Annotated in this window: 25 protein-coding genes; 11 read left to right on the forward strand and 14 right to left on the reverse strand. The window is 65.4% G+C overall.

All coding sequences use genetic code 11. From position 1 onward, the window contains the following. Positions 1 to 24 precede the first annotated feature (24 nt). The 6 genes from bioB (at position 25) to panD (ending at position 5,623) form a co-directional block, all read left to right on the forward strand. On the forward strand, positions 25 to 1,023 hold the full coding sequence (gene bioB, locus AmiPiv_RS11725; RefSeq protein ID WP_340037632.1) for a biotin synthase BioB: 999 nt from the start codon (positions 25 to 27) through the stop codon (positions 1,021 to 1,023). Then, the gene (locus AmiPiv_RS11730) at positions 1,020 to 2,156 is read left to right on the forward strand and encodes an 8-amino-7-oxononanoate synthase (RefSeq protein WP_340037633.1); all 1,137 of its coding nucleotides are present in this window, start codon (positions 1,020 to 1,022) and stop codon (positions 2,154 to 2,156) included. Before bioB ends, AmiPiv_RS11730 begins: the two co-directional genes overlap by 4 nt. Then, entirely contained in the window at positions 2,153 to 2,791 is a 639-nt protein-coding gene (gene bioD / locus AmiPiv_RS11735; protein ID WP_340037634.1) for a dethiobiotin synthase, read from the forward strand. Before AmiPiv_RS11730 ends, bioD begins: the two co-directional genes overlap by 4 nt. After that, positions 2,788 to 4,053, forward strand: a complete 1,266-nt coding sequence (locus tag AmiPiv_RS11740; protein WP_340037635.1) for an adenosylmethionine--8-amino-7-oxononanoate transaminase — start codon at positions 2,788 to 2,790, stop codon at positions 4,051 to 4,053. The genes bioD and AmiPiv_RS11740 overlap by 4 nt, the downstream gene beginning before the upstream one ends. Next, positions 4,050 to 5,033: a beta-ketoacyl-ACP synthase III gene (locus AmiPiv_RS11745; protein ID WP_340037636.1), complete on the forward strand. Its 984-nt coding sequence runs from the start codon at positions 4,050 to 4,052 to the stop codon at positions 5,031 to 5,033. The genes AmiPiv_RS11740 and AmiPiv_RS11745 overlap by 4 nt, the downstream gene beginning before the upstream one ends. Before the next feature lie 137 nt (positions 5,034 to 5,170). Then, entirely contained in the window at positions 5,171 to 5,623 is a 453-nt protein-coding gene (gene panD, locus AmiPiv_RS11750; RefSeq protein WP_340037637.1) for an aspartate 1-decarboxylase, read from the forward strand. A 38-nt stretch (positions 5,624 to 5,661) separates the two neighbouring features. On the opposite strand, the gene AmiPiv_RS11755 is transcribed toward panD, so the two are convergent. Genes AmiPiv_RS11755 through AmiPiv_RS11775 form a run of 5 tightly spaced genes read right to left on the reverse strand, consistent with a single transcriptional unit; the run spans position 5,662 to position 9,662 of the window. Next, complete coding sequence (locus AmiPiv_RS11755) at positions 5,662 to 6,168, reverse strand: GAF domain-containing protein (protein ID WP_340037638.1); 507 nt, start codon at positions 6,166 to 6,168, stop codon at positions 5,662 to 5,664. Between the two features lie 29 nt (positions 6,169 to 6,197). After that, a complete protein-coding gene (locus AmiPiv_RS11760; RefSeq protein ID WP_340037639.1) occupies positions 6,198 to 6,941 on the reverse strand; it encodes an ABC transporter ATP-binding protein in 744 nt (247 codons plus the stop codon). Continuing rightward, positions 6,938 to 7,768, reverse strand: coding sequence for an ABC transporter ATP-binding protein (locus tag AmiPiv_RS11765; RefSeq protein WP_340037640.1), 831 nt, complete (start codon positions 7,766 to 7,768; stop codon positions 6,938 to 6,940). Before AmiPiv_RS11765 ends, AmiPiv_RS11760 begins: the two co-directional genes overlap by 4 nt. Then, positions 7,765 to 8,670, reverse strand: coding sequence for an ABC transporter permease (locus AmiPiv_RS11770; RefSeq protein ID WP_340037641.1), 906 nt, complete (start codon positions 8,668 to 8,670; stop codon positions 7,765 to 7,767). The genes AmiPiv_RS11765 and AmiPiv_RS11770 overlap by 4 nt, the downstream gene beginning before the upstream one ends. Continuing rightward, positions 8,670 to 9,662 (reverse strand): ABC transporter permease, encoded by a 993-nt coding sequence (locus AmiPiv_RS11775; protein ID WP_340037741.1) that lies wholly within the window; start codon positions 9,660 to 9,662, stop codon positions 8,670 to 8,672. Before AmiPiv_RS11775 ends, AmiPiv_RS11770 begins: the two co-directional genes overlap by 1 nt. Before the next feature lie 244 nt (positions 9,663 to 9,906). On the opposite strand from AmiPiv_RS11775, the gene AmiPiv_RS11780 reads away from it, so the two are divergent. The 4 genes from AmiPiv_RS11780 (at position 9,907) to AmiPiv_RS11795 (ending at position 13,901) form a co-directional block, all read left to right on the forward strand. Beyond that, on the forward strand, positions 9,907 to 10,545 hold the full coding sequence (locus tag AmiPiv_RS11780; RefSeq protein ID WP_340037642.1) for a helix-turn-helix domain-containing protein: 639 nt from the start codon (positions 9,907 to 9,909) through the stop codon (positions 10,543 to 10,545). Next, positions 10,542 to 12,137 carry an ABC transporter substrate-binding protein gene (locus AmiPiv_RS11785; protein WP_340037643.1) on the forward strand — a complete coding sequence of 532 codons (1,596 nt, stop codon included), beginning with the start codon at positions 10,542 to 10,544 and terminating at the stop codon, positions 12,135 to 12,137. Before AmiPiv_RS11780 ends, AmiPiv_RS11785 begins: the two co-directional genes overlap by 4 nt. A gap of 83 nt (positions 12,138 to 12,220) precedes the next feature. After that, positions 12,221 to 13,315 (forward strand): M24 family metallopeptidase, encoded by a 1,095-nt coding sequence (locus AmiPiv_RS11790; RefSeq protein ID WP_340037644.1) that lies wholly within the window; start codon positions 12,221 to 12,223, stop codon positions 13,313 to 13,315. Between the two features lie 166 nt (positions 13,316 to 13,481). Further along, a complete protein-coding gene (locus AmiPiv_RS11795; RefSeq protein ID WP_340037645.1) occupies positions 13,482 to 13,901 on the forward strand; it encodes a DUF6636 domain-containing protein in 420 nt (139 codons plus the stop codon). Between the two features lie 89 nt (positions 13,902 to 13,990). On the opposite strand, the gene AmiPiv_RS11800 is transcribed toward AmiPiv_RS11795, so the two are convergent. The 4 genes from AmiPiv_RS11800 to AmiPiv_RS11815 all read right to left on the reverse strand — a co-directional run bounded on the left by AmiPiv_RS11800 (position 13,991) and on the right by AmiPiv_RS11815 (position 19,354). Further along, a complete protein-coding gene (locus AmiPiv_RS11800; RefSeq protein ID WP_340037646.1) occupies positions 13,991 to 14,263 on the reverse strand; it encodes an HU family DNA-binding protein in 273 nt (90 codons plus the stop codon). A gap of 194 nt (positions 14,264 to 14,457) precedes the next feature. Further along, on the reverse strand, positions 14,458 to 16,872 hold the full coding sequence (gene lon / locus AmiPiv_RS11805) for an endopeptidase La (RefSeq protein WP_340037647.1): 2,415 nt from the start codon (positions 16,870 to 16,872) through the stop codon (positions 14,458 to 14,460). Between the two features lie 273 nt (positions 16,873 to 17,145). Then, on the reverse strand, positions 17,146 to 18,420 hold the full coding sequence (gene clpX, locus AmiPiv_RS11810; protein WP_340037648.1) for an ATP-dependent Clp protease ATP-binding subunit ClpX: 1,275 nt from the start codon (positions 18,418 to 18,420) through the stop codon (positions 17,146 to 17,148). Positions 18,421 to 18,721: 301 nt separating this feature from the next. After that, positions 18,722 to 19,354 (reverse strand): ATP-dependent Clp protease proteolytic subunit, encoded by a 633-nt coding sequence (locus AmiPiv_RS11815; protein WP_340037649.1) that lies wholly within the window; start codon positions 19,352 to 19,354, stop codon positions 18,722 to 18,724. A 118-nt stretch (positions 19,355 to 19,472) separates the two neighbouring features. On the opposite strand from AmiPiv_RS11815, the gene AmiPiv_RS11820 reads away from it, so the two are divergent. Next, the gene (locus AmiPiv_RS11820) at positions 19,473 to 20,093 is read left to right on the forward strand and encodes a class I SAM-dependent methyltransferase (protein ID WP_340037650.1); all 621 of its coding nucleotides are present in this window, start codon (positions 19,473 to 19,475) and stop codon (positions 20,091 to 20,093) included. A gap of 21 nt (positions 20,094 to 20,114) precedes the next feature. Here the strand turns inward: AmiPiv_RS11820 and AmiPiv_RS11825 are convergent, their stop codons facing one another. From AmiPiv_RS11825 to AmiPiv_RS11845, 5 genes are all read right to left on the reverse strand, one after another. Then, positions 20,115 to 20,459: a cupin domain-containing protein gene (locus AmiPiv_RS11825; RefSeq protein ID WP_340037651.1), complete on the reverse strand. Its 345-nt coding sequence runs from the start codon at positions 20,457 to 20,459 to the stop codon at positions 20,115 to 20,117. Between the two features lie 59 nt (positions 20,460 to 20,518). Further along, positions 20,519 to 21,802, reverse strand: a complete 1,284-nt coding sequence (locus AmiPiv_RS11830) for an O-acetylhomoserine aminocarboxypropyltransferase (protein WP_340037652.1) — start codon at positions 21,800 to 21,802, stop codon at positions 20,519 to 20,521. Positions 21,803 to 21,947: 145 nt separating this feature from the next. After that, positions 21,948 to 22,469: a CoA-binding protein gene (locus AmiPiv_RS11835; RefSeq protein WP_340037653.1), complete on the reverse strand. Its 522-nt coding sequence runs from the start codon at positions 22,467 to 22,469 to the stop codon at positions 21,948 to 21,950. A 102-nt stretch (positions 22,470 to 22,571) separates the two neighbouring features. Continuing rightward, positions 22,572 to 22,994 carry a VOC family protein gene (locus AmiPiv_RS11840; protein WP_340037654.1) on the reverse strand — a complete coding sequence of 141 codons (423 nt, stop codon included), beginning with the start codon at positions 22,992 to 22,994 and terminating at the stop codon, positions 22,572 to 22,574. Position 22,995: 1 nt separating this feature from the next. Then, on the reverse strand, positions 22,996 to 23,817 hold the full coding sequence (locus AmiPiv_RS11845; RefSeq protein ID WP_340037655.1) for an enoyl-CoA hydratase: 822 nt from the start codon (positions 23,815 to 23,817) through the stop codon (positions 22,996 to 22,998). Positions 23,818 to 23,893 lie beyond the last annotated feature (76 nt).

Here is a 23,893-nt window from a genome sequence, read left to right on the forward strand (position 1 = left end):
GACGATCTAGGCTATGGAGCGCGCATGAACGCCGATTTGCACCTGAATGCAGCCGCGGAGCCGCTGAACGGGGCACGTCCCCAATGGAGCCGCGAGGATGCGCAGGCGATCTACGACCTGCCCTTCAACGACCTGATCTTCCGGGCGCAGACCGTCCACCGCGCGAATTTCGATCCCAACCGGGTGCAATTGTCGCGCCTGCTGTCGATCAAGACCGGCGGCTGCCCCGAGGATTGCGGCTATTGCAGCCAGTCGGCGCATCACGAATCCGGCCTCAAGGCCTCGAAGCTGATGGAAGTGCAGCGCGTGCTGGCCGAAGCCAAGAAGGCGAAGGACGCCGGCGCCACCCGCTACTGCATGGGCGCCGCCTGGCGCAGCCCCAAGGAGCGCGACATGGATGCCGTCGTCGCCATGATCGAGGGCGTCAAGGACCTCGGCATGGAGACCTGCATGACGCTCGGCATGCTCGATCTCGGCCAAGCGCAGCGCCTGAAGCAGGCCGGCCTCGACTACTACAACCACAACATCGACACCTCCGAGCGCTACTACAACGAGATCATCACCACCCGCAGCTTCGCCGACCGGCTCGACACGCTGGCCAATGTCCGCGACAGCGGCATCAAGGTCTGCTGCGGCGGCATCGTCGGCATGGGCGAGGAGAAGGCCGACCGCGTCGACATGCTGGTGACGCTGGCGAACCTGCCCGAGCATCCCGACTCGGTGCCGATCAACATGCTGATCCCGATCGAGGGCACGCCGCTGGGCGAGGCCGAGCCGATCGAGCCGATCGAGTTCGTCCGCACCATAGCCCTTGCTCGCATCATGATGCCGAAGTCGCATGTGCGGCTCTCGGCCGGGCGCACGGCGATGAGCGACGAGATGCAGGCGCTGTGCTTCTTCGCCGGCGCCAACTCGATCTTCGTCGGCGACACGCTGCTGACGGCCGAAAACCCCGAGGAAGACAAGGACAGCGCGCTGTTCCGCCGTCTCGGCATCCAGCCGATGGAGCGCGACGCGGGGTGACCGGCCGGGCCCTGCTCGACCGCTACGAAGCCAGCCTGCGCGGGCTGGCGCGCAAGAGCCGGCTGCGTTCGCTGAGCGGCCGGGCCGGGCTGGATTTCGCTTCCAACGACTATCTCGGGCTGGCAGGTTCGAAGCGTCTTGCCGATGCGGTGGCGACGGCCTTGGCTAACGGCACGCCCGTCGGCGCCACCGGCTCGCGCCTGCTGCGCGGCAACGACCCCGAGCACGAGGCGCTGGAGGAGAAGGCGGCAAAATTCTTCGGCGCCGAGCGGGCGCTGCTCTTCGGCGGCGGCTATGTCGCCAATTTCGCCGTTCTGACCACCCTGCCGCAGAAGGGCGACCTGGTCGTGCTCGACGAGCTGATCCACGCCAGCGCCCATGAAGGCGCGCGTGCCGGCCGCGCCGAGGTGGTGGAGGCAAGGCACAACGACGCCGGCGCCGTGGACGACGCCATCAGGAGCTGGCGCGGCAAGGGCGGCACCGGTCGGCCATGGATCGTCGCCGAGAGCCTCTATTCCATGGATGGCGACCGCGCGCCGCTCGACGAGCTTGCGGCGGTGGCCGACCGGCACGAGGCCTTCCTGTTCCTCGACGAGGCGCACGCGACCGGGGTCTACGGCCCCGAGGGCCGCGGGCTGGCGCATCATCTCGAAGGCCTCGACAACGTCGTTGTCCTGCACACCTGCGGCAAGGCGCTGGGCGCGTCCGGCGCACTGGTCACCGCGCCTGCCGTGCTGTGCGACTATCTCGTCAACCGCTGCCGGCCCTTCATCTACGCTACCGCCCCTTCGCCGCTGATGGCGGTTGCGGCAGCAGCCGCGCTCGACATCGTCGCCGGCGAGCCCGTACGCCGCGAGCGGCTGGCGCGGCTCGTTGAACTCGCGGGCGAAAAGGCCGGGGCGCTTGGTTTCAGCCCGAGCGGCTCGCAGATTCTGCCGATCGTCATCGGCGACAATGCGCAGGCTATGGCACTTGCCGAGGCGCTGCAGGCGCGCGGCTTCGACGTGCGCGGCATCCGCCCGCCGACCGTGCCCGAGGGTACCGCCCGGCTCCGGATCTCGCTGACGCTGAATGTCGGCGAGGATGACGTCTCGGCGCTCTTCGCAGCGCTTGCGGAGGAATGCTCGCGATGACGGCCAGCATCGTCGTGACCGGCACCGACACCGGCATCGGCAAGACGGTGTTCGCCGCAGGCCTGACCGCTTTGCTCGACGGCATCTACTGGAAGCCGGTGCAGTCGGGCATCGAGGAAGAGACCGACAGCGAGATCGTCGCCCGCCTCGCCGGCCTGCCCGGGGATCGGGTGCTACCGGAGGCCTGGCGGCTGAAGGCGCCGCTGTCGCCGCACCGCGCCGCCGAGCTCGACGGCGTCGAGATCGATGCCGATGCGCTCGCCCTGCCCGCAACCGCGCGGCCGCTGGTCGTCGAAGGCGCAGGCGGGCTGATGGTGCCGGTCAACCGGCGCAGGCTCTACATCGACGTCTTCGCGCGCTGGGCGGCACCCGTGGTGCTCTGCGCCCGCACCGGGCTCGGCACGATCAACCACACGCTCTTGTCCATCGAGGCGCTGCGCGCCCGCGCGGTGCCGCTGCTCGGCATCGCGTTCATCGGCGACGAGATGGCCGATACCCAACGCACCATCGCCGAAATGGGCAAGGTGCGCGTGCTCGGCCGCCTGCCCCGGCTCGACCCGCTGACGCCGGAAACGCTGGCCACGGCCATGCGGACGAACTTCAACGCCGCCGATTTCCTGGAGGCCAGGACATGAGCCGTTCCGCCGTCTGGCACCCCTTCACGCAGCACGCCACCGAGCCGGTGCCGCCGATGATCGCGCGCACAGAAGGCGCCTATGTCGAGACGGCCGACGGCAAGCGCATCCTCGATGCGATCTCGTCCTGGTGGGTCGTCACCCACGGCCACCGCCATCCGAAGATCGTCGAGGCGATCCGCACCGCCACCGAGACGCTCGACCAGGTGATCTTCGCCGGGCTGACACATGAACCGGCGGAAAAGCTGGCATCCGCGCTGGTCGGCATGGCGCCTTCGGGGCTCGACTGGGTGTTCTACTCCGACAGCGGCTCGACCAGCGTCGAGGTGGCGCTGAAGATGGCGCTCGGCTTCCACCGCAACAACGGCAATGCCCGCTCGCGCATCGTCGTCATGGAGCACAGCTACCATGGCGACACCATCGGCACGATGAGCGTCGGCGAACGTGGCGTCTTCAATGCCGCCTACGACCCGCTGCTGTTCGAGGTCGACACCATCCCCTTCCCGTCGGCGGCACGCGAGCAGGAAACGCTCGACCGCTTTGAGGCATTGACCCGCGACGGCAAGGCCGCCGCACTCATCGTCGAACCGCTGGTGCTGGGCGCCGGCGGCATGCTGATGTATCCGGCCTGGGTGCTGAGCGAACTGAAGCGCATCGCCGAGCGCTCCGGCACGCTTGTCATCGCCGACGAGGTGATGACCGGCTGGGGTCGCACCGGCACCATGTTCGCCTGCGAGCAGGCCGGCGTTTCGCCCGACATCCTCTGCACGTCCAAGGGGCTGACCGGCGGCTCGGTGCCGCTGGCGGCGACACTGGCGACCGACGCGGTCTTCCAGGCGCATTTTTCGCAAGATCGCGCCAAAACCTTCTTCCATTCGAGTTCCTACACGGCGAACCCGATCGCCTGCGCGGCGGCGCTCGCCAATGTCGCTTTGTGGCGCGACGAGCCGGTGGCCGAGCGCGTGGCGGCATTGTCGTGGATGCAGGCGGAGAAGGTCGCGCGCTTCCGCGACGATCCGCGCTTCGAGAACGTGCGCACGGCCGGCACCATCGCTGCACTCGACCTGCGCGTCGGCAAGGCCGGCTATCTGGCGGAGGTCGGGCCGAAGCTGCGGGCGTTCTTCCTCGAGCGCGGCCTGCTGGTTCGGCCGCTCGGCAATGTCGTCTATGTGCTGCCGCCCTATTGCGTGACCTCGGGCGAACTCGACCGACTCTACAATGCCGTCGACGAGGCGGCAGAGCTGGCCGGTGCCGCCGGATGAGCCGCACGGCGCGCATCGCGGGCTTCGGCCATCACGTGCCGGGCCGCACGGTCGAGAACGCCGAGATCGAGGCGAGCCTCGGCCTCGACGCCGGCTGGATCGAGGGCCGCACCGGCATCCGGCAGCGCTACTGGGCCGAGCCCCAGGACACGCTGTCCGGACTGGCCGCCACGGCCGGCGAGATGGCGCTGGAAGCGGCAGGTATTGCGCGCCGCGACATCGGGCTTTTGCTGCTCGCCACCTCGACGCCCGACCATCTTCTGCCGCCGAGCGCGCCGCTGGTGGCCCACAGGCTCGGCCTCGACAATGCCGGCGGCGTCGACCTCGCCGGCGCCTGCGCCGGCTTCATATATGCGCTGACCTTCGCCGACGGCTTCGTGCGGCTGCACAACAAGCCTGCGCTGGTCATCGCCGCCAACATCCTCAGCCGCCGCATCAATCCGGCCGAGCGGGCAAGTGCGGTGCTGTTCGCCGACGCGGCAGGTGCCGTGGTGATCGCGCCCTCCAATGATCCCGGCCACGGCATCCTGGGCGCCTCGGTCGCCGCAGATGGCGGCGGCTACAGCCTGATCCAGATTCCGGCGGGCGGCAGCAACCGGCCCTTCGCCGACGAACTCGACATCGCCGAGACGCGCATGACCATCGCCGACGGACGCGCGGTGTTCGCCAAGGCGGTCGAGATGATGAGCCGCTGTTCGCAGGAAGCGCTGGCGGCAGCGAGTCTGACCGCCGCCGATGTCAGCCGCTTCGTGCCGCACCAGGCCAACGCCCGCATCTTTAACGCCGTCGGCAAATCGCTCGGCATCGCCGACGACAGGATCGTCAAGACCATCGCCGACTACGGCAACTCGTCGGCAGCCACCATCCCGCTGTCGCTGTCGATCGCGCAGCGGGCCGAGCCGTTCCGGCGCGGCGACAAACTGCTGCTGGCGGCGGCCGGCGCCGGGCTGACCGGCGGGGCGCTGGTGCTGGGGATCTAGAGCATTTCCGCTTTTCTTTGAATCGCGGAAACGCTCTATCTCTTTGTTTTTGCGCAATTCCGGACGGAAAACCGCTGCGCACTTTTCCTGGAATTGCTCTAGGGACGCCGCCGATGCGGCAAATCGGGAGGACTGGAATGCGGAAGATCGTCGCCGGCAAGCTGCACGGCATCCACATCACCGAGGCCAACCTTAACTATCACGGCTCGATCACACTCGATCCCGACCATTGCGAGGCCGCCGGCATCCTGCCGATGGAATTCGTGGAGATCTGGAACAAGAATTCGGGCGCGCGGATCTCGACCTATGTGATCCTCGGCGAGCGCGGCTCGCGCTGCTGCATCCTCAACGGTGCCGCCGCCCGCACCTGCCAGTCCGGCGACCAGGTGATCATCTGCAATTCGGTTTATGTAAACGAAAGCGAGCTGACGGTGCTCAAGCCGCGCGTGCTGACCTTCGACAAGGACAACCACATCGCCGAGCGGCTGACCTATTCGGTCGAGCGCGACCAGGCCGGCCGCTACGCCTTCTCGATCCTCGACGAAGACAGCGCAGTGCTGCCCATTCCCGCCTTGGTCGGCGGCCGGTAGATGCCGGCCGGCCCGAGGGCCAGCCGGCACAGCAGCAATTATCGGCGCTCGAGATGCTCGACCGCGAGGAACGCCGCCTTGGCCGCAAGCGAAAGCTGCCTGGCGGCGTCGACCCGCATCGGCGTGTAGTAGTGCTCCTCGTGCAGCATGTTGACGGTGCCGAGCATGGTGTCGCCGACGAAGACCGGCCAGTTGAGCACCGAGCCGCAGCCGAGCGACCAGATCGTCTCGTGATCGGGGAAGACCTCGGCGATGTCCTTGATCGTGTTGGCGACGAAGGGCTGGCGCTGGACGTGGATGGTGTCGAACCAGTGGGTGCGGTTGATCGGCTTGGTGCCGGAGACCGGATAGGCATCCGGGTGGCTGGTGTAGGTGCGGCCGGAGAGTTCATTGGCCCAGTCGAGCTTCATGACGGTGAACAGCTTGGCGCCGACGACCACGTCGGCCAGTGCCTGGAGCGCCTTCCACACACCCTCGACCTCGGTCGTGGTCGCAATGGCGGCATCGAAGGCGGCCAGCGCCTCGGCGAATGCAGTTTCTGTCATGACTTACCTCAGTTTCAGGTCTTGGGAGTTCAGGTCTTGGGATGGGCTGCGCTGAACTCGATCAGTTCGCGCGAATAGGGATTCTCGAGCGCACCGCGCTTGAGCTGGTCGACGTCGGCGACCTCGACGATGCGGCCATGGCGCATGACGGCGAGCCGGTCGCAGAGGAAGGAGACGACGGCGAGGTTGTGGGTGACCATCAGATAGGTCAGCCCCTGCTCGCGGCGCAGGCGCTTGAGCAGGTTGAGGATCTCGGCCTGCACCGAGACGTCGAGCGCCGAAGTCGGCTCGTCGAGCAGCAAGAGCTTGGGCTTCAGGATGAGCGCACGCGCGATCGCCACGCGCTGGCGCTGGCCGCCCGAGAGCTGGTGCGGGAAGCGGAAGCGGAAGCGGCGGTCGAGGCCGACCGAACGCATGACCTCGTCGACGCGCTCGCCATTGTCGGAGATGCCGTGGATGGCCAGGGGCTCGCTCAGCGTCGCGTCCACCGTCTTGCGCGGGTGGAGCGAGCCATAGGGATCCTGGAACACCATCTGGCACTGGCGGGCAAAGCCGCGGTCGATGCCGGGGGTGCGCGCCTGGCCGAAGGCTGTGATGGAGCCGGTCCAGCTCTTCGCCATGCCGGCGATGGCCTTGAGCACGGTGGTCTTGCCCGAGCCGCTTTCGCCGACGAGCGCAAAGCTCTCGCCCTCGGCGACCGACAGGCTGATGTCGTGGGTGACCTTCGAATCGCCATAGGAGACGTCGAGGTTTTCGATCGTAAGCGCGCTCATGTCGAAGCCTCGTCGCGTAGCAAAACAGGCAGCTCCTCGCGATCCTCGTCGAGACGCGGGATCGAGGCGAGCAGGCCGCGCGTATAGGGATGCCTGGCGTTGCGGAGTTCGCCCGCGACGCATTCCTCGACCACCTCGCCGCCGCGCATCACCAGGATGCGGTCGCAATAGGCGGAGACCAGGTCGAGGTCGTGGCTGATCAGGATCAGGCCCATGCCCTTGCGCTTGACGAGGTCGTCGATGATCTCGAGCACCTGCGCCTGGACGGAGACGTCGAGCGCCGAGGTCGGCTCGTCGGCGATCAGAAGGTCGGGCTCGGGGATCAGCATCATGGCGATCATGATGCGCTGGCCCATGCCGCCCGAGACCTCATGCGGGTAGAGACCGAGCACGCGCTCGGGATCGTTGATGCGCACGGCCTCGAGCATGGCGAGCGTGCGGCCCTTGATGTCGGCACGGCCGAGCTTCTGGTGGGTCAGGATCGCCTCGGCGATCTGGGCGCCGATGGTCATGACCGGGTTCAGCGAGAACTTGGGGTCCTGCATGACCATGGAGATGCGGGCGCCGCGGATGGCGCGCATCTGCTTCTCCGACTGTGCGAGCAGGTCGACGCCGTCGAAACGCAGCCTGTCGGCGGTGACCTTGCCGGGCGCGCGGATCAACCGCAGGATCGAGCGGCCGGTCATCGACTTGCCCGAGCCGCTTTCGCCGACGATGCCGAGACGCTCGCGGCCGAGCGTCAGCGACAGGCCCTTGACCACGTCGACGGGGCCGCGCGCCGTGGGAAACGTGACGCGCAGGTTCTCGATTTCAAGCAAGGCGCTCATTGGCGGTCTCCATGCTTGGGATCGAGCACATCGCGCAGGCCGTCTCCGAGGAAGCAGAAGCCGAGGCTGACGATGACGATGGCGAAGCCGGGCATGGTGGCGACCCACCACTGGTCGAGGATGAAGGAGCGGCCGCGCGAGATCATCGCGCCCCATTCGGGCAGCGGCGGCTGGGCGCCGAGACCGATGAAGCCGAGGCCGGCGGCGGTCAGGATGATGCCGGCCATGTCGAGCGTGACGCGGATGATCATCGACGACGTGCACAGCGGCAGGATGTGGTTGACGATGACGCGGAACGACGAGGCGCCCTGCAGCTCGACCGCCGAGACGAACTCGGAGTTGCGGATGGTCAGCGTCTCGGCACGCGCGATGCGGGCATAGCCGGGCCAGGTGGCGATGGCGATGGCGATGATGGCGTTCTGGATGCCAGGCCCAAGGGCCGCGACGAAGGCCAGCGCCAGGATCAGCTTCGGCATCGACAGGAAGATGTCGGTGATGCCCATCAGGATGCGGTCGGTCCAGCCGCCGAAATAACCGGCGACGGCGCCGATGACGAGGCCGACGGGAGCGGCAAGGACCGCCACCAGTGCCACGATCATCAGCGTGATGCGCGCGCCGTAGACGACGCGGCTCCAGATGTCGCGGCCGAGCTCATCGGTGCCCATCCAGTTGGCCGCGCTCGGCGGCTTGAGCCGCATGCCGAGGTCCTGGGTGACGGGCGAATGCGTGGCGATCCACGGCGCGAACAGCGCAACCAGGATCAGCGTCAGCACGATGAGGGCCCCGACCATGGCCAGGGGGTTGCGCATCAGGGCGCGCGAGAGACGATAGCTGCGGCCGAGGCGCGCCTGCAGGCGCGAGGACGGGGAATCGTCGAGAAGCCAGTCGCGGGTGGTCGCCATCAGCGTGCCCTCGGGTCGAGGACGCGGTAGAGCACGTCCGAAATCTTGTTGATGCCGATGAAGACCGCGCCGATGACCAGCGTCGAGCCGAGCACGGCGTTCATGTCGGCATTGAGCAGCGCCGTCGTCAGATAGTTGCCGATACCGGGCCAGGAGAAGACGGTCTCGATCATGACCGAGCCTTCGAGCAGGCCGGCATAAGACAGGCCGATGACGGTGATGAGCGGCACGAGGATGGGCCGGAAGGCATGGCGCCACAGCACCAGCCGCTCCGGCACGCCCTTGACGCGAGCGGTCGTCACATATTCCTGCGCCAGCTGGTCGAGCATGAAGGAGCGCGTCATGCGGGCGATGTAGGCGAGGCTGAAGAAGCCGAGCACGGCCGCAGGCAGGGCGATGTGCGACAGGGCGTTGAAGAAGATGTCGGTTTCGCCGGCGAACAGGCTGTCGATCAGGATCAGGCCCGTCACCGGGTCGACCATGCCGTCATAGAAGATGTCGAGGCGGCCGGGGCCGCCGACCCATTGCAGCTTGGCATAGAACAGCGCGAGACCGACGAGGCCGAGCCAGAAGGCCGGAACCGAATAGCCGAGCAGGCCGACGACGCGGATGACCTGGTCGAGCAGGCTGCCCTGGCGGCTCGCGGCATAGACGCCCATCGGCACGCCGAGCAGCACGCCGATGATGATGCCGAGCGTCGCCATCTCCAGCGTGGCCGGGAAGACACGGGCCAGATCCTCGGCGACGGCCTTGCCGGTCGACACCGACATGCCGAGATCGCCGGAAAGCACATTGCCGACATAGTCGAAGAACTGGACGATGAGCGGCTTGTCGAGGCCCATCTCGATGCGGGCGGCCTCGTAGACGGCGCGCGGCGCACGGTCGCCGACCACGGCGAGCACCGGATCGATCGGCACGACACGGCCGATGAAGAAGGTGATGGCAAGGAGGCCGAGGAAGGTGAAGGCGACAGCGGCCAGGACGCCCAGCACGCCCTTCACCGCTTTCCAGGCGTGCCGCGCATTGCGCGACGAGCCGCCAGGCCCTGTTGGAAGCGCCTGTGCGGCGGAGTCGGTTTCTGATGCCACGCGGTGTCTGTTCCTACCCCAATGGCCGCGCCGCGGATGCGGCACGGATGTTTTCTGTCGAGCAAAATTCCGCTTGGACTATACAAACAATTTTGCTTAGATCAAAAAAATTTTGATGGGAGCAAAATTCAAAGTGTCGCCGGAGGCCATGAAGAGCACCGCATCCAGCCAGCCGAAAGTGGGCGCGCTGATCCGCGCGCGCCGCCGACGGCTCGGGATGACACTGCAGGAATTGTGTGACGCCGCGGGCATTTCCGTGGGTTACCTCAGCCAGGTCGAGCGCGACCACGCCACCCCGTCGCTGGGCACCCTCGCCCAGATCGCGCGCAGCCTCGACGTGGGTGTGGATTATTTCATCGCGACCCCCTCGGCGGAGGACGGGCTGACCCGCGAAGGCGAGCGGAACCGATTCTCGGTCAACGGCTCGTCGATCGTCTACGAGCGCATCGCCGCCGACTTCACCGGCAACGTGCTGTCATCCTTCATCCTCAACGTTCCGCCCGGCTACCGCTCCGAGACGGTCAGCCACGAGGGCGAGGAAATCCTGTTCATCCTCGAAGGCTCGATCACCCAGCGCCTCGAGAACGAAGAGATGGTGCTTTCGGCCGGCGACAGCCTGCACTTCCGCGGCAATCGCCCGCATTCCTGGTCGAACGACACCGACAAGTTCGCGCGCATGCTCTGGACCGGCACCCTGCCGATGTTCAGGTCGCGCACGGAGCATCCGGCCCTACGCGGTTCAAGGGCCGAGACAAAGACAACGGGAACCAAAAAGGAGAGAAAATGACCAAAATGTTCAGGGCAGCGCTGCTCGCCGCAGCATTGGCGATGCCAATGACGCCGATGGCCAGCCTGGCGGCGACGCCGGCCGACATTCTCGTGGTGGCGCAGAACATCGACGATATCGTCAGCATCGACCCGGCCGAGGCCTACGAGTTCTCGTCGGGCGAATATGTCGCCCAGACCTATGACCGCCTGGTGCAGTACGACGCCGTCGACACCAAGACGCTGGCCGCCGGCCTCGCCAAGGAATGGGCCGTCGACGACGCCAACAAGACCATCACCTTCACGCTGCGCGATGGCGTCAAGTTCACCTCCGGCAACCCGCTGCGCGCCGAGGACGTTGTCTATTCGTGGAAGCGCGTGGTCACGCTCAACAAGGCGCCTGCCTTCATCCTGACGCAGCTCGGCTGGACGCCCGAGAACTACGACAAGATGGTCACTGCCGACGGCAACAAGGTGGTGGTGAAGTATGAAGGCGACTTCTCGTCGGCCTTCGTGCTGAACGTGCTCGCCGCCCGCCCGGCCTCGGTCGTCGACGCAGTCACGCTGCAGGCCAACGAAGCCAATGGCGACATGGGCAATGCGTGGCTGAAGTCGAACTCGGCCGGCACCGGTCCGTTCGTGCTCAAGGCCTTCCGCCCCGGCGAACTGATCAACCTGACGGCCAACCCCGAATACTTCAACGGCGCTCCGGCCATCAAGGGCGTGATCATCCGTCACGTCGCCGAAGCCGCGACCCAGCAGCTCTTGCTGCAGTCGGGCGACGTCGACATGGCCAAGAACCTGACCTCGGACCAGATCGCCAGCCTCGCGGGCAAGGACAACCTGACCACCGAGACCTACCCGCAGGCGGCTGTGCACTTCCTCTCGTTCAACCAGAAGACCGAGACGCTGACGCCGCCCGCCGTGTGGGACGCCGCCCGCTATCTCGTCAACTACAAGGGCATGACCGACACGTTCCTCAAGGGCCAGATGCAGACGCACCAGGCGTTCTGGCCATCGGGCTTCCCGGGTTCGCTCGACGAGACGCCCTACAGCTACGATCCGGCCAAGGCCAAGCAGATCCTGGCGGACGCCGGCATCAAGACGCCGATCAAGGTGACGCTCGACGTCATCAACTCGACGCCGTTCACCGACATGGCGCAGTCGCTGCAGGCGAGCTTCGCCGAGGCGGGCATCAACTTCGACATCATCCCGGGCACCGGCTCGCAGGTGATCACCAAGTACCGTGCCCGCACCCACGAGGCGATGCTGCTCTACTGGGGCCCGGACTTCATGGACCCGCATTCCAACGCCAAGGCCTTCGCCTACAACGAAGACAATTCGGACGGAAACTACCAGTCGACCACGACGTGGCGTAACGGCTGGGCCGTGCCGGAGGAGCTGAACAAGGAGACCAAGGCGGCGCTCTCCGAGGCCGACCCGGCCAAGCGCAGCGCGATGTACATCGACCTGCAGAAGAAGGTGCAGGAGAAGTCGCCGATCGTGATCATGTTCCAGGCAGCGACCCAGGTGGCACGCGCCAAGAACGTCGAAGGCTACGTCAACGGCGCAACCTCCGACTTCGTCTACTACCGCCTCGTCAAGAAGAACTGACCTGGCTTACCTCAGGGCCGCCCGCGAGGGCGGCCCTTTCTCTTGATCCCTCGAAAATCGAAGACCCTCGGAAGGCAAGGATTATGTACGAAGAGCGGATGGCGCTGCTGCGCAAGCGCATGGCGGAAACCGGGACCGACCTCGTGATCGTCGGCCCCTCGTCGCATCTGGTGTGGCTTACCGGAATGTCGCCGCATGGCGACGAACGGCCGGTGCTGCTGATCGTGGCGCAGAAGCACGCGGGCTTCCTGATGCCGGCACTCAACGCCGACAGCCAGCGCCCGTTCACCAAGCTGCCGTTCTATCCGTGGACCGACGCCGCCGGCCCCAACGAGGCCCTGGCGCAGCTTCTGGGCGACTGCGGCGCCAAGGATGGCAGCGTCTCGGTGGCACTCGACGAGACCATGCGCGCCGATTTCGCCCTGCTGGCGCTCGATGCACTGCCCGGCGCCAAGCGCAGCTTCCTCAACGACACGGTGAGCTTCCTGCGCGGCAAGAAAGACGAGGCAGAATATGCCCTGCTCAAGATGAACGCCGTGCTCAACGACGGCGCCATGAAGGCCGGCTTTGCCGCCCTCAAGGAAGGCGTGACCGAGCTCGAGGTCGGCCAGGCGATCCGCGACTTCTATGCGGCGAACGGCGCCGAGGCCCAATTCGTCAGCGTCTGCTTCGGCGAGAACGGAGCCTTCCCGCACCATCACACCGGCAGCCGCAAGCTCAAGGCCAACGAGGCCGTGCTGATCGACATCGGCGGCCGCAAGGACGGATATCCGTCCGACATGACCCGCGTCGGCGTGTTCGGTGACAAGCCGGAGGGCTTCGACGAGGTCCATGGCGTGCTGGAGCGTGCCGTGCAGGCCGCGATCGCCGTGGCCAAGCCCGGCATCGCCGCCAAGGAGGTCGACAAGGCCGCCCGCGACGTCATCACCGCCGCCGGCTATGGCGAGTACTTCCTGCATCGCACCGGCCACGGGCTCGGCATCGACATCCACGAGCCGCCCTACATCACCGGCACGTCGGAAACCATCCTGCAGGAAGGCAACGTCTTCTCGATCGAACCGGGCATCTATCTGCAGGGCCGCTTCGGCCTGCGCCTCGAGGAGATCGTGATCCTGCGCGGCAACCGTGCCGAAGTGCTGTCCGAACTGCCGCGCGAGGCATTCGTGGTCGAGGCCTGAGCCCGACCTGCTCCGAGACACGAAAGGGCCGCAGTCGCGGCCCTTTTTTGTTGGCGTAACGGCTCCCCTACCCAGAAGGCGGACTCGGCGATTGCCGCAGGCCAGCCTGTTCGACATCCCGGCACCGATGTTATCGTAGCGCCCAGGTTCTGGGCAGGAGGGGAACGTGAGAACTATTCTCTTGGCGGCAGCCGCCCTGGTTGCGATCGAGGCGAGTGCCGCCGAACAGACCTTCCCGGCCGATGGCGGCGTGATCTATTTCAACATGCCTTCTGGCAATGTCGGATGCCAGTACACGCCCGCGGGCGGCTCGGACGTCTACATGCCCGAGGACGGCGGTCCGGAACTCGGCTGCGACCGCATCGAGCCGATCTACCAGAGGTTCATCCTGGGCAAGGCCGGAAAGGCCAAGCGCTACCAGAATGTCGGCGACACCGGCTGCTGTGACGGTTCGCACACGCTGAAATATGGCAACACCTGGAAAAATGGACCGTTCAGCTGCACATCCACCAAGGCGGGGCTGAGTTGCAGCCGCAATGACGGCCACGGCTTCTTCATCAGCCGGTCAAAGACCGAAATCCACTGATACGAGCGGCACCCGGTTCAAATACTGGCTTCGGGCAAAAGAAAAGCCGGGCAAGCCCGGCTTTTCGACAAGTCACGGCTGGGAAGCGATCAGTTGACCGCGTCCTTGAGGCCCTTGCCGGCCGAGAACTTCGGAACCGTACGGGCCGGGATCTTCACTTCCGCACCGGTCTGCGGGTTGCGGCCAGTGGACTCTGCACGCTTCGACACGGTGAAATTTCCGAAACCGACAAGCCGGACGTCGCCGCCACCCTTCAGTTCGCTGGTGATGACGGAGAACACGGCATCGACAGCGGACTGCGCGTCGCCCTTAGAGAGCTTGGCAGCCTCGGCGACAGCGGACACTAGTTCGTTCTTGTTCATTGAATTCCCTTCCATGAGAAAACCGGGAGTTAGACTCAGCCGGTAGGAGACGGACTTTAGAAAAAGGTTCGGGCACAACCAAGTCAAAAAGGTCTCAAAAAAATGGAAAAAGCCCGGAATTCCGGGGTTTTTCACATGAAAAAGCCGGGCACGAGCCCGGCCTTTCCGTTTTCGCATCGCAACCTTAGGTGCGACTAATGCGCGAAGCCCTTGCCGGCGTCCTCACCAGCGTCGGACTTGGCCGCCGGCACTTCGACCGGCTCGGTCCATTCGATCGGCTCCGGCTGGCGCACCAAGGCGTGCTTGATGACCTCGCCCATGCGGCTGACCGGGATGATCTCCATGCCGCTCTTCACGTTCTCCGGTATCTCCGCCAGGTCCTTGGCGTTCTCTTCCGGGATCAGCACCTTCTTGATGCCGCCGCGAAGCGCTGCAAGCAGCTTCTCCTTCAGGCCGCCGATCGGCAGCACGCGGCCGCGCAGCGTGATCTCGCCGGTCATCGCCACGTCGGCCCTGACCGGGATACCGGTGAGGATCGAGACGATTGCCGTCGCCATCGCCGTGCCGGCAGACGGACCATCCTTGGGCGTCGCACCTTCCGGCACGTGCACGTGGATGTCGCGCTTGTCGAACAGCGGCGGCTCGACACCGAAGTCGATGGCGCGGCTGCGGACGTAGGATGCAGCCGCCGAGATCGACTCCTTCATGACGTCGCGCAGGTTGCCGGTGACGGTCATGCGGCCCTTGCCGGGCATCATGACGCCTTCGATCGTCAGCAACTCGCCGCCGACCTCGGTCCAGGCAAGCCCGGTGACAACGCCGACCTGATCCTCGCCTTCGACCTGGCCGAAGCGATAGCGCGGCACGCCGAGATATTCGTCCAGATTGGCCGGCGTGATCTTCACCGACTTCTTCTTGGTCTTCAGGATCTCGGTCACGGCCTTGCGCCCGAGCTTCATCAACTCGCGCTCGAGGCTGCGCACGCCCGCCTCGCGGGTGTAGGTCTGGATGACGGCGCGGATCGCCTCCTCCGAGACCGAGAACTCCTTGGGCTGGAGCGCGTGGTCGCGGACCACCTTCGGCATCAGGTGCCGCTTGGCGATCTCGACCTTCTCATCCTCGGTGTAGCCGGCGATACGGATGATCTCCATGCGGTCCATCAGGGGCGCAGGGATGTTCAGCGTATTGGCCGTCGTCACGAACATCACGCTCGAAAGGTCGTACTCGACCTCCAGATAGTGGTCCATGAACGTTGCGTTCTGTTCCGGATCGAGCACCTCGAGCAGCGCCGACGACGGATCACCGCGGAAGTCCTGGCCCATCTTGTCGATCTCGTCGAGCAGGAAGAGCGGGTTGGACTTCTTCGCCTTCTTCATCGACTGGACGACCTTGCCGGGCATCGAGCCGATGTAGGTGCGGCGGTGACCGCGGATCTCGGCCTCGTCACGCACGCCGCCGAGCGCCATGCGCACGAACTCGCGGCCGGTGGCCTTGGCGATCGACTTACCGAGCGAGGTCTTGCCGACGCCGGGCGGTCCGACGAGGCACAGGATCGGGCCCTTGAGCTTCTTCTGGCGGCTCTGCACGGCCAGGTACTCGACGATGCGGTCCTTGACCTTGTCGAGGCCGTAGTGGTCGGTGTCGAGCACGTTCTGGGCGAAGTTCAGGTCCTGCTTGACCTTGGAGTTCTTGCCCCACGGGATCGACAGCAGCCAGTCGAGGTAATTGCGCACGACGGTGGATTCAGCCGACATCGGCGACATCGAGCGCAGCTTCTTCAGTTCGGCGTCCGCCTTCTCGCGGGCCTCCTTGGTGAGCTTGGTCTTCTTGATGCGCGCCTCGATCTCGGCGGCCTCGTCGCGACCGTCCTCGCCCTCGCCGAGCTCCTTCTGGATCGCCTTCATCTGCTCGTTGAGGTAGTACTCGCGCTGGGTCTTCTCCATCTGCCGCTTGACGCGGCTGCGGATGCGCTTCTCCACCTGCAGGACGGAGATCTCGGCTTCCATGAAGCCCATCGCCTTTTCCAGGCGCTCCTTGACGGAGAGCGTGCCGAGCATCTCCTGCTTCTCGGTGATCTTGATCGCGAGATGCGAGGCGACCGTATCGGCGAGCTTGGAATAGTCGTCGATCTGGCTGGCGGCACCAACCACTTCGGGCGAGATCTTCTTGTTGAGCTTCACATAATTTTCGAAGTCGGCGATCACCGAGCGGGCGAGCGCCTCGACCTCGACTTCCTCGTCCTCCGGCTCGCTCAGGATGAGCGCGTGGGCCTCGTGGAAATCGGGCTTGTCGGTGAAGGAGGCTATCCTGGCGCGCGTGGTGCCCTCGACCAGCACCTTGACGGTGCCGTCCGGCAACTTCAGCAGCTGCAGCACATTGGCGAGCGTGCCAACGTCGTAGATCGCATCCGGCTCCGGGTCGTCGTCGGCCGCATTCATCTGGGTCGCGAGCAGGATCTGCTTCTCCTGACCCATCACCTCTTCCAGGGCCTTGATCGACTTTTCGCGCCCCACGAAGAGCGGGACGATCATGTGCGGGAACACGACTATGTCGCGCAACGGCAGGACTGCGAAGGTACCTTCGCCGGAAGAGCGGGATATTTTGGCCATTGTCCAACCTTTCATATCGCGACCGCGCGAGCGCCAACCGCGAATCTCATATTAACGACCATGGACGGTTCCGCCTACCGCCGATTACCGCGCGGCATTACAGCACGTAACCCAACCCATCGCCTCTTGTCAGTTAGTTGGAGCTTCGTCGGGTAAACATCAAGGCCAAACACGACAGCGTTTGGAAGACGCGTTGCCGGCGGGGCTCCATACGTGCAAACGGCGCCGCTGGGGCGCCGTTCGCGAGAGCGTAAAAGGTCAATCCGTCAGGCCTCAGGCGCTGACGCTGCCCTTCTTTTCCTTCTGTTCGGCGTAGATGTAGAGCGGCCGGGCATTGCCGGACACCACCTCTTCCGAGATCACCACTTCCTGGACGCCTTCCAGCGCCGGGAGCTCGAACATGGTGTCGAGCAGGATCGCCTCCATGATCGAACGCAGACCGCGGGCGCCGGTCTTGCGCTCGATGGCGCGCTTGGCGATGGCCGACAGCGCGTTCTCGTGGAAGGTGAGATCGACGTTCTCCATCTCGAACAGGCGCTGGTACTGCTTGACCAGCGCGTTCTTCGGCTCGGTCAGGATCTGGATCAGCGCCGGCTCGTCGAGGTCCTCGAGGGTCGCCAGCACCGGCAGACGGCCGACGAATTCGGGGATCAGGCCGAACTTCAGCAGATCCTCCGGCTCGACCTGACGGAACAGCTCGCCGGTGCGGCGGTCCTCAGGCGAGGCAACCGTGGCAGCGAAGCCGATCGAGGTCTTGCGGCCACGGTCGGAGATGATCCGGTCGAGACCGGCGAAGGCGCCGCCGCAGATGAACAGGATGTTGGCGGTGTCGACCTGCAGGAACTCCTGCTGCGGGTGCTTGCGGCCGCCCTGCGGGGGCACGGAAGCAACCGTGCCTTCCATGATCTTGAGCAGCGCCTGCTGGACGCCCTCGCCCGACACGTCGCGGGTGATCGAGGGGTTGTCCGACTTGCGGCTGATCTTGTCGATCTCGTCGATGTAGACGATGCCGCGCTGGGCGCGCTCGACGTTGTAGTCGGCGGCCTGGAGCAGCTTCAGGATGATGTTCTCGACGTCCTCGCCGACGTAACCGGCTTCGGTCAGCGTCGTGGCGTCGGCCATGGTGAACGGCACGTCGATGATGCGGGCGAGCGTCTGGGCAAGCAGCGTCTTGCCGCAGCCGGTCGGGCCGATCAGCAGGATGTTCGACTTCGCCAGCTCGACGTCGTTGCTCTTCCCGGCGTGAGCCAGGCGCTTGTAGTGGTTGTGGACGGCCACCGACAGCACGCGCTTGGCGTAGGGCTGCCCGATGACGTAGTCGTCCAGTACCTTGAGGATCTCCTGCGGGGTAGGTACGCCTTCGCGCGACTTCACCATCGAGGTCTTGTTCTCCTCGCGGATGATGTCCATGCACAGTTCGACGCACTCGTCGCAGATGAATACGGTCGGACCGGCGATGAGTTTGCGCACCTCATGCTGGCTCTTGCCGCAGAACGAGCAATAGAGCGTGTTCTTGGAGTCGCCGCCGCCGTTGCTGACCTTGCTCATATTGTCCAAGTCCTTTCACTGCCGCCCAGCCGAACGTCTGGCTTGCGGGCGCAAATGCAATCTAACGCCGAACGCCGTCACCGCCATCCCTGGCCGCCGCAACGAGTTCCCTACCAGCACACATTTTAGAAGTCGCTGCAACGATTCGCGGCACCCAGGCACGACGCTAAGCCGTCGAAGCTCAACGCTGCCTTAACGTAGGCCGCCGCGCCGGTCGAGGGAACAGCAAATTGTGTCTGAAATGCCGCAGAGCATCCCAAAAATGCGAATTGTGTGCGAACAGCCGGGCTGGAGGGCCAAATCACTGGGCAGACGCACCCTCGACCGCTTCACGGCTCTCGATCACCTTGTCGATCAAACCGAAGTCGCGGGCTTCGTCGGCAGTCATGAAATGGTCGCGGTCGAGCGTCTTTTCAATGGTGTCGTAGTCCTTGCCGGTGTGCTTGACATAGACCTCGTTGAGGCGGCGCTTCAGCTTGATGATGTCCTGGGCGTGGCGCTCGATGTCGGACGCCTGGCCCTGGAAACCGCCGGAGGGCTGGTGCACCATGATGCGGGCGTTGGGCGTGGCGAAGCGCATGTCCTTGTGGCCGGCGCAGAGCAGCAGCGAGCCCATCGAAGCAGCCTGGCCGATGCAGAGCGTCGAAACCGCCGGCTTGATGAACTGCATGGTGTCGTAGATCGCCATGCCGGAGGTGACCACGCCGCCGGGCGAGTTGATGTAGAGGTTGATCTCTTTCTTCGGGTTCTCGGCCTCGAGGAAGAGAAGCTGGGCGCAGACCAGCGTCGCCATGCCGTCCTCGACCGGGCCGGTGATGAAGATGATGCGCTCCTTGAGCAGGCGCGAGAAGATGTCATAGGCCCGCTCTCCGCGATTGGTCTGCTCGACCACCATCGGAACGAGGTTCATGTATGTTTCGACGGGGTTCTTCATCGACTATCCCTTTATCGAGATGGGATTCCAGCGCCGGACGGGCAGAATCGGTTCAGAGGCTTTGCCTTGTAAATAGGATGCCGCCTCATCATTGCGCAAGATGCGCAAGCAAGGCTGCATGAACGAGAAAGGCGAGATCGTGGGTGACGCCAAAGACGATGCAACCATTGGCTTCTACGGCCTGGAGGCAGACGCCTACACATCGCGGAGCGCGCCGGCGGCCGACCGGCTACGGCGTTTCGTTGCGCGACTACCCGGAGGCGGCACGATCCTCGAACTCGGCTGCGGCGCCGGCCGGGACAGCGAGGCGATGACAAAACTCGGCTTCGACGTCACGCCCACCGACGGCACGCCGGCGATGGCGGCCGCGGCTGCCAGACGGCTCGGGCGGCCGGTCAAGGTGCTGCTGTTCGGCGACATCGAAGGGCACCAGCTCTATGACGGCGTCTGGGCCAATGCCTGCCTGCTGCATGTGCCGCGCACCGACCTGCCGGGCATCATCGCCAGGATCCAGACCGCGCTGCGCCCGGGCGGCGTGTTCTATGCGAGCTACAAGGCCGGCACGGCGGAAGGCCGCGACCGCTTCGGCCGCTACTACAACTATCCGTCGGCCGAGTGGCTGGCCGCCGCCTACGGCACGAGCGGCTGGAAGACTGTCGAGATCGAAGAGGCGGCCGGCGGCGGCTATGACGGCCTGCCGACGGATTGGCTGCACGTCACGGCGACGAAAGCTGCGTAGCGCCGAGGCGCCGAAAGGCGGCTACAGCCGGATCACATATTCCTTGCGAGTCGTTTCAATCACTTCCCAGCTTCCCTTGAAGCCGGGCCTGAGCACGAAGCTGTCGCCGGCGCGGACGGTGCGGGCGTCGCCGCCGTCCTCGGCAATGACGGAGACGCCCGCGAGGATGTGGCAGAACTCCCACTCGTCGTATTCGATGCGCCATTTGCCTGGCGTCGATTCCCAGATGCCGGCATAGAGGCCGCCCGCGGCCTCCTCGGCGTTCCAGGTGAGGAACTTCGGGCTGCCCGAAATCAGCCTTCCTTCGGCCGGCGCGCCGGCCTCCGGCTCGATGCCATCGGTCTCGATCGTCAGAAATCTCGGCAAGTCCACCCCCGAACGCAAGTGGCCCCGGCGTGGAGCCGGGGCCACTGTTGCACGGCAGATCAGACCTTGGCCAGTGCCTGCTCGAGGTCGGCCACGATGTCGCCGACGTCCTCGATGCCGACCGACAGGCGGACGACGTCGGGGCCGGCGCCCGCTGCCACCTTCTGCTCGTCGGAGAGCTGGCGGTGGGTGGTCGAGGCCGGGTGAATGACCAGCGACTTGGTGTCGCCGACATTGGCGAGGTGCGAGAAGAGCTCCAGCGACTCCACGAACTTGACGCCGGCGGCATAGCCGCCCTTGAGGCCGAAGGTGAAGACCGCACCGGCACCCTGGGGCGAGTACTTCTTCATCAGCGCGTGGTTCTTGTCGCCCTTGAGGCCGGGATAGGAGACCCAGGCGACCTTGGGGTGCTCGGAGAGCCAGCCGGCGACGGTGAGCGCGTTGTCGCAGTGGCGCTGCATGCGCAGCGGCAGCGTCTCGAGGCCGGTCAGGATCAGGAAGGCGTTGAACGGCGAAATCGCCGGGCCGAAGTCGCGCAGGCCGAGCACGCGCGCGGCAATCGCAAAGGCGAAGTTGCCGAAGGTCTCGTGCAGGACGATGCCGCCATATTCGGGGCGCGGCTCCGAAAGCATCGGATACTTGCCAGACTTCGACCAGTCGAAGGTGCCGCCGTCGACGATGGCGCCGCCGATCGAATTGCCGTGGCCGCCGATGAACTTGGTCAGCGAGTGCACGACGATGTCGGCACCGTGCTCGATCGGGCGGATAAGGTAGGGGCTGGCCAGCGTGTTGTCGACGATGAGCGGCAGGCCGTGCTTGCGGGCAATGTCGCCTACCTTCTCGATGTCGACGAAGGTGCCGCCGGGATTGGCCAGGCTCTCGATGAAGATCGCCTTGGTGTTGCCGTCGATGTGCGTCTCGAAGCTCGAAATGTCGTTGGTGTCGGCCCAGCGGACCTCCCAGCCGAAATTCTTGAAGGCATGGCCGAACTGGTTGATCGAGCCGCCATAAAGCTTGTTCGCAGCGACGAAATTGTCGCCGGGGCGCATGAGATTGTGGAACACGAGCAGTTGCGCGGCATGGCCCGAGGCGGTGGCGAGCGCCGCCGTGCCGCCTTCGAGGGCCGCGACGCGCTCCTCGAGCACGGCCTGCGTCGGGTTCATGATGCGGGTGTAGATGTTGCCGAAGGCCTTCAGCCCGAACAGCGAGGCGGCGTGGTCCGCGTCGTCGAAGACATAGGACGTGGTCTGGTAGATGGGCGTGGCGCGGGCGCCGGTGGCTGGGTCAGGCTTGGCCCCGGCATGGACGGCGAGCGTGTTGAAGCCCGGTGTGCGTTGGGACATCTTTCTCTCCAAGGATCAGGTCCATCGAAATCGGGGGCTATCTTTGGCGAAGGGTGGAGCCGAATGCAAAGACGAAAATTTCGGCCCTCCCATACTTCGGCGGACGAAAATTCCATGACGGATGCAGGCGGCCCTCCGGATACGGTTATTTTGCCCGAATGCCGAAACTCTGGAAGCCCTGGCGCATCACCGGCCGCTTGGACGAGAGCACGCCCGAATTGACGCCCGTCCAGCCGATCTCGCCGGCAAGGCGGGCATATTCGATCTTGGGGCAGCGGTTCATGACCACCTTGATGCCGGCCGCCTCGGCGCGGGCGGCGGCCTCGTCGTGGCGCACCGTCAGTTGCATCCAGATAACCGTCGGCATGGGCTCCAGCTTCAGCACGTCCTCGACGATCGCAGGGATGGCGGCGGAGGCGCGGAAGACGTCGACCATGTCGATGGCCACCGGGATGTCGGCGAGGCTGGCATAGGTCATGCGGCCGAGGATCTCCTTGCCGGCATGGCCCGGGTTGACCGGAAAGACCTCGTAGCCCTTGCCGATCAGGTACTTCATGACGAAGTAGCTCGGCCTGACGTCGTTGGCCGAGGCACCGACGACCGCAATCGTTTTGACCGCATCCAGGATGCCGGCGATGTAGCCGTCGTCATAAGCGTCGTGGTTCATGGCTCGTCCCCGTTCGAACATCCGGGATAGCGCCTTCCGAAAGACGGTGCAAACCGAGGGGCGCCGCTGCTGTTCGGGCTGCCTGGAGACGTGGGCAAGGGCTCAGGGCAGCGAGATGCTGCCGTCTTCGGCAATGGGAAAGTCGGGATTGTGCGCAACCTCCCAGAGATGCCCCTCCGTGTCGGCGAAATAGCCGTACCAGCCGCCCCAGAAAGCACGCTGCGCCGGCTTGACGATGCGCCCGCCGGCCCGCTCGGCATTGGCCAGCACCTCGTCCACTTCCGCCTCGGTGCGCGTGTTGTAGGCGAGCGAGACGCCGGAGAAGCCGACCTTGCCGGCGGCGACACCGGCATCTGCTGCGAGCTGGTCGCGCCCCCAGAGGCCCAGGACCAGGCAGCCCATCTGGAAGAACGCCACCCCTTCGGTGATGGTTTGGTTCCGCTTCAGCCCCATCGCCTCGTAGAAGCGCACGGCGCGATCCAAATCATCGACGCCGAGGGTGACGAGCGAAATCCGCGCTTCCAAGCTATTCTCCCTTCCACTCCGGCTCGCGCTTCTCGATGAAGGCGCCGATGCCCTCCTCCGCATCCCTGGCCAGCATGTTCTCCACCATTATCCGCGCGGCGTGGTCGTAGGCTTCGGCCAGCCCCATCTCGGCCTGGGCATAGAATGCCTCCTTGCCGATCTTGAGCGTCAAAGGCGATTTCGAAACAATGGTCTGGGCGTATTTTCCGACAATCTGATTCAGGTATTCCCGGGGCACGACGCGGTTGACCAATCCGAAGTCGCGCGCGGTGATCGCATCGATCGTCTCGCCGGTGAGCAGCATTTCCATCGCCTGCTTGCGCGAGACGTTGCGCGACAACGCCACCATCGGCGTCGAGCAGAACAGGCCGATGTTGACGCCCGGCGTCGAAAAGCTGGACTGGTCGGAGGCGATGGCGAGGTCGCAGCTGGCGACCAGCTGCAGGCCGGCGGCCATGGCGACCCCGTCGACCTCGGCAATCACCGGCTTCGGATGCCGGACGATCGTCTGCATCAGTGTCGAACAGCGCGACATCGTGAGCTCGAAGAAGGCGCGCCCCCGGTCGGTGTCGGCGCGGTGCGCCGTCATTTCCTTGAGGTCGTGGCCGGCGCAGAACAGCTTGCCCGACGCGGCCAGGACGATGACGCGCACGGCTGCGTCGTCGCGAGCGGCGTCGAGCCGTTCCTGGAGGGCCGCCATCGTTTCCAAGGAAAGCGCGTTGGCAGGAGGATTGGCCAGCACCAGGCGCAGGACGCCCTTGTCGAAAGCGGACAGGACGGGTCCCTCCGAGAGGCCGCGCTTCATGGTGACGATTTCTGCCATTCCTGTCTCCAACGGGTGCGCCAGCCGAGAATCGCCGGCTTCGACCAAAGCCATATACGCCTGGGCTTGATCCGCG

Origin of the sequence: Aminobacter sp. Piv2-1, assembly GCF_037625995.1 — a bacterium.
GTDB lineage: Bacteria > Pseudomonadota > Alphaproteobacteria > Rhizobiales > Rhizobiaceae > Aminobacter.

Excerpts from the sequence above, each read along its gene's own strand:
- bioB (WP_340037632.1), top strand. The coding sequence starts at position 25 with ATGAACGCCGATTTGCACCTGAATGCAGCCGCGGAGCCGCTGAACGGG.
- bioD (WP_340037634.1), top strand. The coding sequence starts at position 2,153 with ATGACGGCCAGCATCGTCGTGACCGGCACCGACACCGGCATCGGCAAG.
- AmiPiv_RS11740 (WP_340037635.1), top strand. The coding sequence starts at position 2,788 with ATGAGCCGTTCCGCCGTCTGGCACCCCTTCACGCAGCACGCCACCGAG.
- AmiPiv_RS11745 (WP_340037636.1), top strand. The coding sequence starts at position 4,050 with ATGAGCCGCACGGCGCGCATCGCGGGCTTCGGCCATCACGTGCCGGGC.
- panD (WP_340037637.1), top strand. The coding sequence starts at position 5,171 with ATGCGGAAGATCGTCGCCGGCAAGCTGCACGGCATCCACATCACCGAG.
- AmiPiv_RS11755 (WP_340037638.1), bottom strand. The coding sequence starts at position 6,168 with ATGACAGAAACTGCATTCGCCGAGGCGCTGGCCGCCTTCGATGCCGCC.
- AmiPiv_RS11760 (WP_340037639.1), bottom strand. The coding sequence starts at position 6,941 with ATGAGCGCGCTTACGATCGAAAACCTCGACGTCTCCTATGGCGATTCG.
- AmiPiv_RS11765 (WP_340037640.1), bottom strand. The coding sequence starts at position 7,768 with ATGAGCGCCTTGCTTGAAATCGAGAACCTGCGCGTCACGTTTCCCACG.
- AmiPiv_RS11770 (WP_340037641.1), bottom strand. The coding sequence starts at position 8,670 with ATGGCGACCACCCGCGACTGGCTTCTCGACGATTCCCCGTCCTCGCGC.
- AmiPiv_RS11780 (WP_340037642.1), top strand. The coding sequence starts at position 9,907 with ATGAAGAGCACCGCATCCAGCCAGCCGAAAGTGGGCGCGCTGATCCGC.
- AmiPiv_RS11785 (WP_340037643.1), top strand. The coding sequence starts at position 10,542 with ATGACCAAAATGTTCAGGGCAGCGCTGCTCGCCGCAGCATTGGCGATG.
- AmiPiv_RS11790 (WP_340037644.1), top strand. The coding sequence starts at position 12,221 with ATGTACGAAGAGCGGATGGCGCTGCTGCGCAAGCGCATGGCGGAAACC.
- AmiPiv_RS11800 (WP_340037646.1), bottom strand. The coding sequence starts at position 14,263 with ATGAACAAGAACGAACTAGTGTCCGCTGTCGCCGAGGCTGCCAAGCTC.
- lon (WP_340037647.1), bottom strand. The coding sequence starts at position 16,872 with ATGGCCAAAATATCCCGCTCTTCCGGCGAAGGTACCTTCGCAGTCCTG.
- clpX (WP_340037648.1), bottom strand. The coding sequence starts at position 18,420 with ATGAGCAAGGTCAGCAACGGCGGCGGCGACTCCAAGAACACGCTCTAT.
- AmiPiv_RS11815 (WP_340037649.1), bottom strand. The coding sequence starts at position 19,354 with ATGAAGAACCCCGTCGAAACATACATGAACCTCGTTCCGATGGTGGTC.
- AmiPiv_RS11820 (WP_340037650.1), top strand. The coding sequence starts at position 19,473 with ATGAACGAGAAAGGCGAGATCGTGGGTGACGCCAAAGACGATGCAACC.
- AmiPiv_RS11830 (WP_340037652.1), bottom strand. The coding sequence starts at position 21,802 with ATGTCCCAACGCACACCGGGCTTCAACACGCTCGCCGTCCATGCCGGG.
- AmiPiv_RS11835 (WP_340037653.1), bottom strand. The coding sequence starts at position 22,469 with ATGAACCACGACGCTTATGACGACGGCTACATCGCCGGCATCCTGGAT.
- AmiPiv_RS11845 (WP_340037655.1), bottom strand. The coding sequence starts at position 23,817 with ATGGCAGAAATCGTCACCATGAAGCGCGGCCTCTCGGAGGGACCCGTC.